We start from the raw sequence: 15236 nt of genomic DNA on the forward strand, positions 1-15236 counted from the left end.
GCACCCGGCGGGTCCGCCCGGCGGGTGGGGGCTCGGTACCCCGTGCGGCGCGTGCCGGGTTGCCCCGGGCACGGGGTCCGGGAGGGTGGAGTGGGGCGGCCGAGAGAGGAGCGTCGCGTGGAGGCGTCCGGGGCCGATGACTCGATGGTGCTGAACGCGCTGTTCAGCCAGTCGCCCCAGGGGCTGTTCGTCCTCGACACGGAGCTGCGGGTCGTCCGGTTCAACCCGTCCGCGCGGGCGCTTCGGCGGTTGTCGGCCGAGGAGGTGGTCGGCCACACCGTCGGGGAGTTCGCCCCCGGGTTCCCCGCGGCCGAGCTGACCGGGCTGGCCCGGGAGGTGCTCGCCACCGGGGAGCCGCTGCGGGACCATCTGGTGCGGGGCTCCACCCGGACCCAGCCGCGGCACACGCTGGCCGTCGAGGTGTCGCTGTTCCGGCTGAACGACGCGGACGGCGGGGTGCTGGGCCTGGTGGCGGTGCTGGAGGACGTCACCGAGCGGCAGGCCGCGGCCGACCGGCTGGCCGTGCTGGGCCGGGTGCACCGCACCGTCGGATCCACGCTCGACGAGCGGTCGACCGCCGGCGAGCTGGCCCGGGCGCTGGCGCCGGGGTTCGCCGAGGCGGCCTTCGTGCACCTCTCCGACGCCGCCGGCGGCGGGGGAGCCGCCCGGCCGGGCCCGCTGCCCGCCGACACCCCGTTGCGCGTGGCCGGGCACGCGCCCGAGTCGGCCCGGCCACCGGACCGCGGGGGCGGCCGCCCCTTCCCCTTCCCGACGCCCTTCACCCAGGTGCTCAACGACGCGCGGGCCCGGCTGCTGACCCTCTCCGCCGACACCCCCTGGCTGCGGACGGACCCGGAGCGGTTCGCGCCGCTGGTGGAGGCGGGCGTCCATTCGATGATCGTGGCGCCGCTGCGGGTGCGGGACGAGGTGCTGGGGCTGCTGACGCTCTGCCGGACCCTGCGCACCGACGCCTTCGGGGAGGCGGATCTGGACCTGGCCCGGCAGGCGGCGCTGGCCGGCGCCGCCCATCTGGACAACGCCCGCGCCTACCACCGCGAGCACACCATCGCCTCGGCGCTCCAGCACCGGCTGCAACCGCGGCCCGCCCCGGAGCTGTCGGCCGTGGAGACCGCCCAGGTGTACCTGCCGGAGAGCGCGGGCGGCGACTGGTTCGACGTGATCCCGCTGTCGGGGGCGCGGGTCGCGCTGGTGGTCGGGGACGTGACCGGGCACGGCATCGAGGCCGCCGCCACCATGGGGCAGTTGCGGATCGCGCTGCGCGGGCTGGCGTCGCAGGACCTGGAGCCGGACGAACTGTTCACCCACCTCGACGAGGTGGCGGCGATCATCGGCACCGAACCGCCGGACGCCTCACCCGCGTACGTGGCGACCTGTGCGGTGGCGGTCTACGACCCCGTCACGCTCACCTGCGTCCTCCTCCGGGCGGGGCATCCCGCACCGGTGGTGCTGGACCCGCAGGGCGCGCCGGTGGCGGTGGAGGTGCCGGAGGGGCCGGCGCTGGGCGCGGGCGGCGGGGGCGGGTACACCCCGGTGTCGGTGCAGCTGGCTCCGGGGAGTCTGCTGGCGCTCTACACCGACGGGCTGGTGGCCGCCTGCGGGCCCGACGAGTCCTGCCGACGGCGGCGGCTGGAGAACTTCCTGGCGCCGATGGACCGCTCGCTCACGGAGCTGGCCGACACCGCCCTGTACGCGCTGGCCCCGCCGCGCGACGACGACGCGGTGCTGCTGCTCGCCCGCACCCGGGCGCTGCCGCAGGAGCACGTCACGGTGTGGACGCTGCCCACCGACGGTTCCGTGGTGGCGACGGCGCGGCGGCTGGTGGAGCAGCAGCTCTCGGCGTGGGGGCTGTCCGGGGCGGCGTCCGACACCGAACTGATCGTCAGCGAGCTGGTGACCAACGCCATCCTGCACGGGAAGGGCCCGATCCGGCTGCGGCTGATCCTCGACGGGGACCGTCTGCTGTCCGAGGTCACCGACGCCAACGGCGCGGCGCCGCACCTGCGGCACGCCCGGGAGGGCGACGAGGGCGGGCGGGGGCTGTTCATCGTGATGCGGCTCAGCTCCCGCTGGGGGGTGCGCCACACCCGCCGGGACAAGACGATCTGGTCCGAGCAGCGGCTCGTGCCGGAGCGGGACGGGGCGGCCTGAGCCCCGTGCACCCGCGGGTCCGCGGGTCCGCGGGTCCGCGGGTCCGCGGGGGCACGGAGGCACGGGGGCATGGGGGTGCGGGGGCGCGGATGATTACCAACCGACCTTCTCGCAGCCGCTGTGGTCGAGGGGTTCGACCTGGAGGGTGGCGTGCTCGACCCCGTGGCGGTCGCGCAGGAGGTCGCGCGCCCGGTCCAGGACGGCGTGGTCGTCGGCCCCGGACTCGGCCACCAGGTGCGCGGTGGCCACGTTCATTCCCGAGGTGAGGGTCCACAGGTGCAGGTCGTGGACCTCCTTGACGCCCTCCACGGCCTCCAGGTCGGCCGCGACCTCGGCCGGTTCCATGCCCGCAGGGGCGTGCTGGCCGAGCACCGCGAACACCTCGCGCCCCAGGGCCACGGCGCGGACCGCGACGAAGGCGCCGATGGCCAGGGCGATGACGGTGTCCCACACGGGCTGTCCGGTCGTCGCCACCAGCCAGCCGGCGACGACCACCCCGACGGATCCGGCGGTGTCGGCCACGACCTCCAGATAGGCGCCCTTGACGTTGAGGCTCTCGGAGGCGCCGGACCGCAGCAGGGCGAGGGCGACGAGGTTGATCACCAGGCCGATGCCGCCGACCACCATCATCGGTCCCGAGGACACCTCGGCGGTGCTGCCGATCCGGCCGATGGCCTCGATCACGACGTAGGCCGAGACGCCGAGCATCAGCAGGACCGACAGGAGGGAGGCGAACACCTCCGCCCGGTACGAGCCGTAGGTGCGCCGCCCGGTCCGGTCGGGCCTGGTCGCCACCCGGGTGGCGACCAGGGCCGCGCCGAGCGCCACCACGTCGGCCGCCATGTGCCCGGCGTCGGAGAGCAGCGCCAGCGATCCCGACAGCAGTCCGTACGCCAGCTCCACCGCGAAGTACGACGCGATCAGCCCGAAGGAGACGGCGAGCCGCCACCGGTGCTTCCCGCCCGCGTGACCACCCGTGCCGTGACTGTGACCGTGCCCCATGACTCCGGTTCCCCTCCTCGGTCGGACCCTCTTGCCGCCAGCAGGGAACCACAACCCGAAGAAAGGGGCAAAGGCTGCATCGGTGACCGTTGCCATCTTCATTAACAGGCCCCTGACCTGCGACGATGTTTCCGTCACCGGGGGCCGGGGGAAGCCGTGGGCGACACCCCGCCGGGCGGTCCGGTTCACCGGTACGGCGGCCCGGCGGGGGCGCGGGGGACCATCCCTCCGCGCCGTGCGCTCATCGCGGCCGCTGGGTCACCGGGACGGCGGGCGGCCCTGTCCGGCCGGGTCCCCGGCGGCGGAAGGCGCGGCCGGAGCACCGTCCAGTGCCTCGGTGACGGCCGCGGCGACCCGCTCGATCTGCTGGTCGAGGAAGAAGTGGCCGCCGGGGAGGGCGAGGGTGCGGCCGGGGCCGGAGGTGAGGCCCCGCCACTGGTCGGCCTGGTCCACCGAGACGATCGGGTCGTCCTCGCCGACCAGGACGGTGACGGGCAGGTCCCGCAGGGTGCCCCGGTCCCAGACGTACTGTCCGAGCAGCCGGTAGTCGGCCCGGACCGGCGGCATGATCAGGTCGAGGATGCCCGGCTCGCTCAGGAGGCGCGGATCCATGCCGCCGAGGCGGCGTATCTCGGCCAGCAGGGCGGCGTCGCCCTCCTGGAAGTCGCTCGCGCGCGGGCCGAGGGAGGGCGAGGCCCGGCCGGACAGGAAGAGGTGGACGGGCCCGTCGGCGGCGCCGGCCCGCTGGAGGGCGCGGGCCGTCTCGAACGCCAGCAGCGCGCCCATGCTGTGCCCGAACAGGGCCAGCGGCCTGCCGGGGTCGCGGTGCCCGGGCAGTTCCGCCAGCACCCGCTCGACGATCTCGCCGAAGTCCCGGGCGGGGGGCTCCCCGAGCCGGTCCTGCCGGGCCGGGTACTGCACCGCGAACACCTCGGCGCCGGGGTCCAGGGCGCGGGCGAGCCCGCCGTACGCGTTGACGGCGCCGCCGGCGTGGGGGAAGCAGAGCAACTGCGCGGTGCCGGACGCGGCCGGGCGCAGACGACGTATCCATGTGCTGCTGGTCATTGTCGGCCTCTCAAGAAGACGGCCCCGCAGGGAACTTGTGGCACACGGGGCCGTCACAGGCTACGCAGGCGCCGCCCGCGCCACCGCCGTTTCACCCGGTCCGGGACCGCGGGGAGCCGGAGGCCGCCGGCCAGGAACGCCGGGCACCGGTGTCCCGGTCGCGGTGCTCCCGGCCCGGGGCCCCGAGCGGCGGCGCCCTGGAACGATGCCCGCCACCACGGACACAGAACGTGGCGCACCGGCCGCATGGGGCCCGCGTCCGTGGAGCACGGGCGGTCCTCCGGTCATGGTGCCGCGCGACGGGGCCGGTTCCGGTCCGGACGGTGGTGTCCCTGGCCGGGGCGGGTGGCCAGGGGCGCCGACGGAGTGGTGGGGGCCGGCCGGAGCAGGGGCGGCGCGACACCGTGGCCCGGGAAGGCGTGGCGCCGTCGCCCGGTGCGGCGCGGCACTGTCACGGGGCGGGGCGGGGCGTCACCAGATGAGGCGGGGCGTCACCGTCACCGTCACCGGGTCACTGAGCCACCGCCTCACCGTGTGAACTGCTCACCGCGTCACCGCGCGAGTCCCTCCTCGATGAGCGCCCTGAACTCCTCGTACGAGCCGGGGTTGGCGACGCGGCGGCCGTCGAGGAAGAAGGTGGGCGTGCCCTGGACGCCCAGCCCGAGTCCGTCGCGCTGGTCCTCCTGGATGCGTCCGGCGGTCTCCGGGTCGGCCATGTCCCGGTCGAACCTCTCCATGTCCAGGCCGAGTTGTTCGGCGTACCCCCGGAAGACGTCCTCCTTCCACTCCTTCGACTCGCCCCACTCCTCCTGAGTGGTGAACAGCTCGGTGTACATCTCCTCGAACCGGCCCTGCCTCGCGGCGGCCTCGGCGGCGCGGGCGGCGGGCTCGCCGTTGCGGTGGCCGGGCATCGGGAAGTAGCGGGCGACGAAGGTCACCCGGTCCCCGTACTCCTTCCGGAGCTTCTCGACCACCGGGAAGTAGGCGGCGCACGCCTCGCACTCGAAGTCCAGGAACTCCACGAGGGTCAGTTCGCTGGAGGCCGGGTCGGTGAGCCGGTGGCTGTTCTCCCGCACCGGGACGGCCCCGGCGGCGGGGCCGACGTCCAGGCCGCCCCGGTCGCGCCGGTCCTCGGGGGCGAGCAGCAGATAGGAGCCGAGGGCGGCCGCGAATCCGGCCAGCAGGACGGCTGCGGCGACGAGGTGTCTGGTGAGTCTCTTCATGGTTCCTTCTTCATGGCGTCGAGGGGGGGGTAACGAACGGCGGCACGGACCGGTCGGCGGTCGGCCTCGCGGCGGCCGCGGCACCGGTCCGGGCACCTGCCGGGCCCGTACGGCCGCACGGGCCGGACGCACGGACCGGACGCACGGGAGCGCGCGGGCGGTGCCCGAGGACAGTGGGCCGTGCCGCTGCACGGGGCCGGATCCGCGTGGGCGGGGCCGGCGCCGCTGCGCGCACGGGGGGGCGGTGGCCGGAAGGGGGCGGGTGGCGGAACGGGGCGGGTGGCGCGGGCAGCCCGCCCGACGGAGGGCGAGCGGTGCGCCCATCGGCGCGCGGGATACCGTCACGGCGCCCGGGAGACACCTCGGGGTGTCTCCCGGGCGCCGCCGGCCCGCACGCGCTCCGGGACGCGTCGGCCCGCGTCCGCGGTGCACGGACCACCGGGAACGCCGGGCACCGCGTCAAGCGGGTACGCCGGACCGTCCGTCAGGGCAGCGACGGGACGCCGTACGGCACCGCTCGGCGCGGGCCGGGGAGCGCGCGCCCCAGCGCGGGCGGCGCCCGGCCGCCGCCGCGCCGCGCCAGGACGGCCGACCGCAGCGCCGCGGCGCCGGTCCGCGCGGTCACCCGCGGCCCGGTGCCGCGGACCCGGCCGAGCACGGTCCGGACACACCGCAGCAGACGGCGCACGAGCGCCAGCAGGGGCCCGCCGCGCCCCCGCAGCCGCTCGGCGCAGCCCAGCAGTCGGGCGGCGATGAGCAGGGTGATCAGATGCCCGGCGAACAGCACCCCGGCCGGGGGCCCGCCCTCGGCCATGTGCCCCGTCAGGGCCATCGGGCCCGGCGCCGCCCCCTGGCCCCCCGTCATCGCCCGGCAGGCACCGGGCAGCGTGTAGGCCAGGTCGGCGACGAGCTGCGCGGCCAGCAGGATCCCGAGCGCCTGGGCGTCCGAGAGCCTCCGCCGGGTCAGCAGCACCGCGCCGGGCACGGCGGCCGACATGACGGCGGCGGCGAGGATCCAGCGCGGCGCGTGGCAGCGGTTCAGCAGGTGTCCGGCGAGCGGGAGCAGGACGCACAGCACCGCCGGGGCCCCGGCGCCCAGGAGGCGCGGCAGACCGGACGCCCACGGGGCGGGGCCGGTGGGGTGGCGCGCTGGCATGGGCGGGGCCTCGGGTCGGTCGTCGGTCCGCGTCGGCAGGGGCGCCGGGCCCCGGGCGTCGCTCGCTGTCGTCGGCAGCGTACCCATCCCCGGTGTCCGCCCCGCCCCCGGGCCGTCCAGGACCCCCAGGGCCGGTCCCGTCCACCGGTCGGGCCGGTCCCGTCTCGGCGGCAGTGGCGGCGGCAGTGGCCGGGGCGCGCGCTCCCACCGCTCCCGCCAGGGAGCGGCGGCACGCCACACGCCTTCCGCCCGGCGGCCCCGGTTCGGCGACCCCGGTTCGGCGGCCCCGGTTCGGCGGCCCCGGTTCGGCGGCCCCGGTTCGGCGGCCCCGGTTCGGCGGCCCCGGTTCGGTCGCCCCGGGGCGCGCCGCCGGGCACTCGGCGCGGCGTGCGCCCCCCCCGTCAGCGTCACCCAAGGCGCCGCCGCCCGCGCCCCCGCCGCTCCGCGCGGCGGCCGGTCAGGGCAGGAGTTCCGCCACCAGCGCGGCGACCTGCTCGGTCTCCAGGAGGAAGCCGTCATGGCCGTAGGGCGACCCGATGATCCGCAGATCGTCGGCCGTGCCGATGCCGGACGCCAACTCCGCCTGCTGGTGGAGCGGGTAGAGCCGGTCGGAGTCGACCCCGGCGACCAGGGTCGGGGCGGTCACCCGGCGCAGCGCCGCGGCCGTACCGCCTCGGCCGCGGCCGATGTCGTGGCTGTTCATGGCGTCGCAGAGGACCACGTAGCTGCCCGCGTCGAAGCGGCGGACCAGCTTGTCGGCGTGGTGGTCGAGGTACGACCCCACCTGGTACCTGCCGCCCGCCCAGGGGTCCTCCCGGCCCTGCGCCGAGCGGCCGAACCGGCTCTGGAGTTCGGGCTCGCCGCGGTACATGACGTGGGCCATCCGCCGGGCGAGTCCCAGCCCCTCGTCCGGCCCCCGGCCCGTGGCGTGGTAATGGCCCCCCTGCCAGTGCGGGTCGGAGCGGATGGCACGGGTCTGGATGCCGGCCCAGGCGATCTGCTCGGCGCTCGCGGCGGCGGCCGTGGCCAGCAGCAGGAGCGCGCCCGTCCGTTCCGGGTGCGCCACGGCCCACTCCAGCGCCCGCATCCCGCCCATGGAGCCGCCCACCACCAGGGCCCAGCGGTCGATGCCCAGCGCGTCGGCGAGGCCGGCCTCGACGGCCACCTGGTCGCGCTGGGTCAGGAACGGGAAGTCGCCGCCCCAGGGCCGTCCGCCGGGTCCGGGGGAGGACGGTCCGGTACTGCCCTGGCAGCCGCCGAGGACGTTGGGCGCGACGACGTACCAGCGGTCGGTGTCGAGCGCCCGGCCGGGACCGACGAGACCGTCCCACCACCCGGGGGACGGGTGGCCCGCGCCGACGGGCCCGGCGACATGGCTGTCCCCGGTGAGGGCGTGCAGTACGAGCACGGCGTTGGAGCGGTCCGGTGCCGGGCGCCCCCAGGTCTCGAACGCGAGCCGCGCACCGGGCAGTCGGCCGCCCGCCTCCGTGGCGAGCGGCGTCCCGTGGTCGTACCACTGCCGGCGCCCGGACGGGTCCCCCTCCCGCCAGCCCCCGTGGGACGGCGGGAGGGGGACCCTCGCGGGCGCCGGCACGGTGTTCAGGACGCGCCCTTCGCCGCCCGGAACCCGGCCTCCAGATCGGCCTTCAGATCGGCGAGGTTCTCGATGCCCACCGAGAGGCGCACCAGGCCGGGCGCCGCGCCCGACGCCGCGAGCTGCTCCTCGTCGAGCTGGCTGTGGGTGGTGGACGCCGGGTGGATGATGAGGCTGCGCACATCGCCGATGTTCGCGAGGTGGCTGAAGAGTTCGACGGCGTCCACGAACCGCTTGCCGGCCTCGATGCCGTCGCGCAGCTCGAAGGAGAGCACGGCACCCGCGCCCCTCGGCAGGTACCGCTGCCCGGCCTCGTACCAGCGGTTGGACGGCAGGCCCGGGTAGTGGACGGCGGCGACCTCGTCGCGCTGCTCCAGCCACTCGGCCAGGGCCTGGGCGTTGGAGGAGTGCCGCTCCAGGCGCAGGCTGAGCGTCTCCACGCCCTGCAGGAGCAGGAAGGCGGAGTGCGGGGCGATGGCGGGCCCGAGGTCGCGCAGCAGCTGGACCCGGAGCTTGACGGCGAAGGCGCCGGGGCCCAGCGCGGGCCAGTAGCGCAGTCCGTGGTAGCTCGGGTCGGGCTCGGTGAAGTCGGGGAAGCGCTCGGGGTGGGCGCCGAAGTCGAAGGTGCCGCCGTCGACGACGATGCCGCCGAGGGTGGTCCCGTGCCCGCCCAGGAACTTGGTGGCCGAGTGGACGACGATGTCGGCGCCGTGCTCGACGGGCCGCAGCAGGAACGGCGTGGGCACGGTGTTGTCCACGATCAGCGGGACACCGGCGTCGTGCGCGACGTCGGCCACGGTCCGGATGTCGAGGACGTTGCCGCGCGGGTTGCCCAGCGTCTCCGCGAACAGCGCCTTGGTGCCGGGGCGGATCGCCGCGCGCCAGGCGTCGGGGTCGTCCGGATCGTCGACGAAGGACACCTCGATGCCGAACTTGGGCAGGGTGTGGCGGAACAGGTTGTACGTGCCGCCGTAGAGGGAGGCGCTGGAGACGATGTGGTCGCCGGAGCCGGCCAGCGTCAGGATCGCCAGGGTCTGCGCCGCCTGTCCGGACGCGAGCGCCACCGCCGCCACGCCGCCCTCCAGCGCGGCGACGCGCTGCTCGAAGACGTCCTGGGTGGGGTTGTGGATGCGGGTGTAGATGTTGCCGGGCTCGGCGAGCGAGAAGAGGTCGGCGGCGTGCTGGGTGTCCCGGAAGACGAACGACGACGTCTGGTAGATGGGCGTCGTCCGGGCGCCGGTCGTCGGGTCCGGCGCGGCACCGGCGTGGACCTGCTTGGTCTCGAAGGACCAGGCCGGGGCGGCGGGCCCGGCCGACTCCCCGTCGGGTGCGCGGCCGACGGCGGCGGAGTCGATCGGCTGGCTCATGGTGGTGCTCCCTTGTGCGGTCGTGCGAGGGCGAGAGAAGGGCGGGAAGAGGAGAAAGGGGACGGAATCGCCGTACGGGCGGGCCGGAGCGACGGCGCGGGGGCGCCGGAAAGGCGGTACCGGGCCGCGCGCGGCGGGGAACGGCGGGAGGGGCACCCGGTGTCCGGCCCGGAGCGGGCATACGGCAGGGCGGCGAGGGGGTGCACGGAGGGGCGAGGCCGGGCGAGGCGTCAGCCCCGGGCGATACAGCCCGTGGTGGTGACGCGCGCGAGGTCCACATGGGGGCGGGTCACGAGCACAGTCATGGCCCCAGTTAACCACAGGCGACGGATGGGGGACCAGGGTGGGTCGCACTCCTGCACCACCCCTCCACACTCCCCCGACACCGGTGTCACCAATGCCGTCGTGACGGGCCCCGGGCCGCCACCGGCGGGATGCTCCGGGCCGGACGGGGCGCTCCGGGCCATGGGGCGGAGGGTCTCGGCACGAGCACACGAGGGGGACGGTGCGCGGGGCGGCACGAGGGGGCGGCGGGCGGCAGGGGTGCGCGAAGGGGAACGGCGGGAGGCGGTGTGCGGGCGGTGGCGGTGCTCGCGCGGTGATGTGCGGTGATGCGCGGCGGGGCGGACGCGGGGAGCCGCGCCGAGGGGGCACCGCTGCGCGGCGGCCACGCTCCGCCCGCCGGGGGCCGCGCGCGCCCGTGCTCCGCCCCGCCCCGCGCCCCCGCGCACGCCCGCCCCGCGCCGTGCGTGAGGTGGCCTCGGCAAGGCGGGCACCTCCGGCCGCGCCGGGACGGCCGGTACCTCGCCCGGGCGCCCGACCGGCACCGGGCCGCCACGGTTCGCCCCGGTCCACCGGGCACCGCCGGGCGGCGGACCGTCCGCACCTATGCTCACCGGCGAGGACCCGGCCGATGACCCGATCGTCGCCCTTCCCAGGAGGCACCGATGAAAATGCTGATCAACACACCGGAGACGGTGGTCGCCGACGCCCTGCGCGGCATGGCCGCCGCGCATCCCGAACTGGCCGTGGACGTGGAGAACCGGGTGATCGCGCGGCGGGACGCCCCCGTGGCCGGAAAGGTGGCGCTGGTCTCCGGCGGCGGCTCCGGGCACGAACCGCTGCACGGCGGGTTCGTGGGCCCCGGCATGCTGTCGGCGGCCTGTCCGGGCGAGGTGTTCACCTCGCCGGTGCCGGACCAGATGGTGCGGGCGGCGGCGGCGGTGGACGGCGGCGCGGGGGTGCTGTTCATCGTCAAGAACTACACGGGCGACGTGCTCAACTTCGAGATGGCCGCCGAACTGGCCGAGGAGGAGGGCATCCGGGTCGCCCGGGTGCTGGTCGACGACGACGTGGCGGTGACCGACAGCCTGTACACGGCGGGTCGGCGCGGCACCGGGGCGACGCTGTTCGTGGAGAAGATCGCGGGCGCGGCGGCCGAGCAGGGCCGGCCGCTGGAGGAGGTCGAGGCCGTCGCCCGCCGGGTGAACGGGAACTCCCGCAGCTTCGGGGTGGCCCTGAGCGCCTGCACCACCCCGGCCAAGGGCAGTCCCACCTTCGATCTGCCCGAGGGCGAGCTGGAGTTGGGCATCGGCATCCACGGTGAGCCGGGCCGGGAGCGGAGGCCGATGATGACGTCGGCCGGGATCGCGGAGGCCGCGCTGGACGCGGTGCTGGCCGACCTCGCCCCGCGCGAACCGGTGCTGGTCCTCGTCAACGGCATGGGCGGCACGCCGCTGTTGGAGCTGTACGGCTTCAACGCCGAGGTGCAGCGGGTGCTCGCGGAGCGAGGGGTGGCCGTCGCCCGGACGCTGGTCGGCAACCATGTGACCTCCCTCGACATGGCCGGCGTCTCGGTCACCCTGTGCACGGTCGACGAGGAGCTGCTCGCGCTGTGGGACGCGCCGGTGAGCACCCCCGGGCTGCGGTGGGGCCGGTGAGCGCCGAGCGGGGAACGGAACCGGACCAAGCCCCGGGCACCGGGCGGGAGGACCTGCTCGGCACCGGCTTCTTCCTCCGCTGGATGGCGGCGGCCGCCGCCTCGGTCGACCGGGAGGCGGAGCGGCTGACCGAACTGGACTCGCCCATCGGCGACGCCGACCACGGCAGCAACCTGAGGCGCGGCTTCGCGGCCGTGGCCGCCGCCCTGGAGAAGGAACCGCCCGGCACGCCGGGCGCCGTACTGACGCTGGCCGGACGGCAGTTGATCTCGACCGTCGGCGGCGCCTCGGGCCCGCTGTACGGGACGCTGCTGCGCCGCACCGGCAAGGCGCTCGGTGACGCCGGGGAGGTGAGCCCGGGGGACCTCGCCGAGGCGCTGCGGGCGGGGGTGGACGCGGTCCGCGCCCTGGGCGGTGCCGCCCCCGGTGACAAGACGATGGTGGACGCCCTGGTGCCCGCGGTGGAGGCGCTGGGCGAGTCCTTCGCCGCCGCCCGCGCCGCCGCCGAGGAGGGGGCGGCGGCCACGACGCCGCTGAGGGCCCGCAAGGGCAGGGCGAGTTACCTCGGCGAGCGCAGCGTCGGCCACCGGGACCCGGGGGCCACCTCGGCGGCGCTGCTGGTCGCCGCACTGGAGGAGGCCGCGGATGCCTGAGGCGGGACGGGTCGGGATCGTGCTGGTGTCGCACAGCGCGCGGGTGGCCGGGGCGGTGGCCGAACTGGCCCGGGAACTGGCCGGGGGCGGTGCGGCGGTGCCCGTCGCCACGGCGGGCGGCACGGCGGACGGCGGCTTCGGCACCAGCGCGGAACTGGTGTCGGCCGCCGCCGCGACGGTGGACGGGGGCGCGGGTGTCGCCGTGCTCGCCGACCTGGGCAGCGCGGTGCTCACGGTGAAGGCGATGCTGGCGGAGGACGGCGAACTCCCGGACGGCACACGCCTGGTGGACGCGCCGTTCGTGGAGGGCGCGGTGGCCGCGGTGGTCACGGCCGCCGCGGGGGGCGACCTCGCGGCGGTGGCCGCGGCGGCCGGGGAGGCGTACTCCTACCGCAAGGTGTGAGGCGGTCGGCCAGACGGGTCAGCCGCCGTCCGCGAACCGCCGGGCCAGCCGCTCCCCCGCCGCCACGGCGGCGGCCGGGTCGTCGATGGGCTCGGCCCGGCTGTCCTTGAAGACGATGTACGAGACCCCCGAGGCGGCGCCGCCGGCCCGGGGGTCGGTGTCGATGCCCAGGGACTCGGCGGCGGCGTAGGAGGCCTCACCGATGAGGTCGCGGGGGCCGACGTCGCCGACGACCGCGTACCCCACCCGGTCCTCGTAGACGACGGCCGCGACCGAGCCGCCGCCGATCCCGTGCTCGCGGTGGTCCCAGATCTCGCTGGGCTCGGGGACGACGACGTAGGGCAGCCGCTCGGCGTCCAGCGGTCGGCCGTCCGGACCGGTGTACGCGGTGGCGTCGGTGAAGTGCGGGTCGGTGTCGGCGTTGCAGTGCTCACCCGGCCGGCCGTCGCAGTCGACGTCCAGGTCGGCCTTCCAGAACACGGCGTCGGAAGTGCCGCAGACCGGGATGTCGGCGGGGGCGCCCGCGTCGGGGCGGTAGCGCCCGCTGGAGACGGGTTCGCAGTCGCGCATCCTGGCCAGCAGGTCGGCGGCGCGGACGGGGGTCTCCGCGTCCTCCTTCCGGGCGGGCCCGGACGGCGCGACCCCGCGGTGGCCGCGCGAGACGGCGTGCGGGGCGCCGCGGCGCACCGGTGGCGCCACGGCGCGGGGCAGGGGGGCGGTGCCCCGCGCGGTGCCGGTCCCGTGCCCCGGCGCGGGGGCCGGTGCCGGCCGCGCCGGGGGCCGGGGGCCGGGGTGCGGATGGGCCGGGGCGGCGGGCAGCGCGGGGGCGAGCAGGGCGGCACCGGCCAGGGCCAGCGTCAGCGAACGGACACACACGGGTGCGGCCTTCCTGGGGGACAGCGGCGGACACTCGGCCCATCTGTCCCCGCGCGGGGCCGTCCGTCCACCGGGACGGGGCCGGACGGGTGGTGCGCACCGGGCGGCGGACCGGGGGCGGGCGGACCGGAACCCGAGAGGTCCGGTCCGCCCGGCCGCCCGTGCCGGCACGGCGGCAGCGACGACAGCGGCCCGCGCCATGGGCTCGAACTCCCCACGGGCGCGGGACAGTTCGGCTCAGAAGGCCAGCATACGCAACCTTCCGGCACTGTCCCACCGAGGCCCTCTTGATGTGATCGCGTCACGACCGCACAATTGGTCCGGACCTTTGTCGTGACCGTCCGGGAGGCACCGCCGTGCGATCCATCCCCGCTGCTCTCCGCGCGTCCGGTTCCCTCGCCCGGCGCTGCGCCCTGGCCGGCGGGGCCCTGGTCCTGGTCACCTCCTGCGGGCTGGGCGACGACGGCGGCGGCGGGGGCAAGCCGCCGCCCGCCGCGCCCGCGGGCGTCACCGCGCAGGCGGGCAGCTCGACCAGCGTGCACGTGATGTGGAACGCGGCCGACGGGGTCGAGACCTACGAGGTCTACCGGGGCGGCACCAAGGTCAAGGAGGTGCCGTCGGAGAGTCACATGGTGGACATCACGCGGCTGCGCCCCTCCACCGCCTATGTGTTCACCGTGCGGGCCCGCGACGCCGAGGGACGGCTCGGTCCGCACAGCCAGGAGGTCAGGGCGACCACGCCGGCCGGGGGCCCCGCCGACAGCAGCGCGCCGACCGCTCCCGGCGGGGCGCACGGCGAGGTGGCGGGAGGCCGGGCGGTCCAGCTCGGCTGGACCGCCTCCGAGGACGACCGGGGCGTGGTGTCGTACGACATCTACCAGGGCGGCACCAAGGTCCACGGCGTCGGCGGCGGGCAGACCGCGACGGTGGTCACCGGACTGCGTCCGGGCACCGCCTACGCGTTCACCGTCCGGGCGCGCGACGCCGCCGACAACACCTCCCCGCCGAGCGCCGTCGTCCGGCTCACCACGCCCGGCTCCGACGACGGGCGGGCCCCCGCGCCGACGGGGCTGAAGGCGGCCTCCCACCGCGAGGACGGGGCGTACTACATCGACCTCGCCTGGACGGTGCCGCACACGGACGGTGTGGTCACCGAGTACCAGATCCACCTGGACGGCAGGTCCGCCACCTCGCTGGTCTACGGTGCCGAGGCGCCCCGCGAGCGCGGCGAGTACAGCTTCTACGCGGGCGAGGAGGCCGGGGTCCGGCACCGGGTGCGGCTGCGGGCCAAGCTGCCGGACGGCACCTGGGGCGGCTTCTCGGAGGAGCGGACGGTGACGACCGGCCCGTGACACCGGGTGGGCCGGGCGGTCCGTATCACCGGACAGGCCGGGCGGGCCGGGGACGACGGGCACGCGGCAGGGGAAGGGGCCGCGACGGACCGGACGGCCGGGGCGGCGGATGACGGGTGGCGGAGTCCGACGCGGGCCGGACGGAGGGCCGGAAGAGCCCGGGCAGGCGGCCGGGACGGGCGCGCGAGTCTCGGGGCCCTGGAATCCCACGGACCCGGGACGACGGGGAGCGGGTGGCGAGGGCGCGGGGACGCGGGACCGCGAAGGGGCGGGGACGCGGGACCGCGAAGGGGGCCGTCGGAGCGCGGGACTGCGAGGGGGCCGCACCCTGGGGGTGTCGGCCCGGCGGCCGGTGCCGGTGGGCGGGGCGCGGCCGCGGCGCGCCGCGAGGCGGGTGTCACCTGGCCGGGGGCGCTCCGCATGCGGCCCCGCTCGC

Annotated in this window: 12 protein-coding genes; 5 read left to right on the forward strand and 7 right to left on the reverse strand. The window is 76.7% G+C overall.

Features of this window, described 5'->3' with window-relative positions; translation table 11 throughout:
- Nucleotides 1–117: 117 nt before the first annotated feature.
- Nucleotides 118–2169: a SpoIIE family protein phosphatase gene (locus tag GTY84_RS24070; RefSeq protein WP_345943513.1), complete on the forward strand. Its 2052-nt coding sequence runs from the start codon at nt 118–120 to the stop codon at nt 2167–2169.
- Nucleotides 2170–2262: 93 nt separating this feature from the next.
- Here GTY84_RS24070 and GTY84_RS24075 read toward each other — a convergent pair whose 3' ends face one another.
- From GTY84_RS24075 to GTY84_RS24100, 6 genes are all read right to left on the reverse strand, one after another.
- Complete coding sequence (locus tag GTY84_RS24075) at nt 2263–3171, reverse strand: cation diffusion facilitator family transporter (RefSeq protein ID WP_161228474.1); 909 nt, start codon at nt 3169–3171, stop codon at nt 2263–2265.
- 258 nt (nt 3172–3429) lie between these two features.
- A complete protein-coding gene (locus GTY84_RS24080; RefSeq protein WP_161228475.1) occupies nt 3430–4236 on the reverse strand; it encodes an alpha/beta fold hydrolase in 807 nt (268 codons plus the stop codon).
- Nucleotides 4237–4787: 551 nt separating this feature from the next.
- Entirely contained in the window at nt 4788–5459 is a 672-nt protein-coding gene (locus GTY84_RS24085) for a thioredoxin domain-containing protein (protein WP_161228476.1), read from the reverse strand.
- A 484-nt stretch (nt 5460–5943) separates the two neighbouring features.
- Nucleotides 5944–6615 (reverse strand): hypothetical protein, encoded by a 672-nt coding sequence (locus GTY84_RS24090; RefSeq protein WP_202551665.1) that lies wholly within the window; start codon nt 6613–6615, stop codon nt 5944–5946.
- 457 nt (nt 6616–7072) lie between these two features.
- Nucleotides 7073–8209 (reverse strand): homoserine O-acetyltransferase, encoded by a 1137-nt coding sequence (locus tag GTY84_RS24095; RefSeq protein ID WP_161228477.1) that lies wholly within the window; start codon nt 8207–8209, stop codon nt 7073–7075.
- A gap of 5 nt (nt 8210–8214) precedes the next feature.
- Nucleotides 8215–9576 carry a bifunctional o-acetylhomoserine/o-acetylserine sulfhydrylase gene (locus tag GTY84_RS24100; protein WP_161228478.1) on the reverse strand — a complete coding sequence of 454 codons (1362 nt, stop codon included), beginning with the start codon at nt 9574–9576 and terminating at the stop codon, nt 8215–8217.
- Nucleotides 9577–10523: 947 nt separating this feature from the next.
- Here GTY84_RS24100 and dhaK point away from each other — a divergent pair.
- From dhaK to GTY84_RS24115, 3 genes are read left to right on the forward strand one after another with little or no spacing between them, the layout of a single operon-like run.
- Nucleotides 10524–11516 carry a dihydroxyacetone kinase subunit DhaK gene (dhaK, locus tag GTY84_RS24105; RefSeq protein WP_161228479.1) on the forward strand — a complete coding sequence of 331 codons (993 nt, stop codon included), beginning with the start codon at nt 10524–10526 and terminating at the stop codon, nt 11514–11516.
- Between the two features lie 53 nt (nt 11517–11569).
- Nucleotides 11570–12169, forward strand: a complete 600-nt coding sequence (dhaL, locus tag GTY84_RS24110) for a dihydroxyacetone kinase subunit DhaL (RefSeq protein ID WP_161228521.1) — start codon at nt 11570–11572, stop codon at nt 12167–12169.
- Nucleotides 12162–12572, forward strand: a complete 411-nt coding sequence (locus GTY84_RS24115; protein WP_161228480.1) for a PTS fructose transporter subunit IIA — start codon at nt 12162–12164, stop codon at nt 12570–12572. The genes dhaL and GTY84_RS24115 overlap by 8 nt, the downstream gene beginning before the upstream one ends.
- Before the next feature lie 18 nt (nt 12573–12590).
- Here the strand turns inward: GTY84_RS24115 and GTY84_RS24120 are convergent, their stop codons facing one another.
- On the reverse strand, nt 12591–13448 hold the full coding sequence (locus GTY84_RS24120) for a glycoside hydrolase family 75 protein (protein ID WP_345943514.1): 858 nt from the start codon (nt 13446–13448) through the stop codon (nt 12591–12593).
- Between the two features lie 365 nt (nt 13449–13813).
- Between GTY84_RS24120 and GTY84_RS24125 the strand changes: the two genes are divergently transcribed.
- On the forward strand, nt 13814–14800 hold the full coding sequence (locus GTY84_RS24125) for a fibronectin type III domain-containing protein (protein WP_161228522.1): 987 nt from the start codon (nt 13814–13816) through the stop codon (nt 14798–14800).
- Nucleotides 14801–15236: the final 436 nt, after the last annotated feature.

The sequence above is a fragment of the Streptomyces sp. SID8352 genome (assembly GCF_009862265.1).
Lineage (GTDB): Bacteria > Actinomycetota > Actinomycetes > Streptomycetales > Streptomycetaceae > Streptomyces.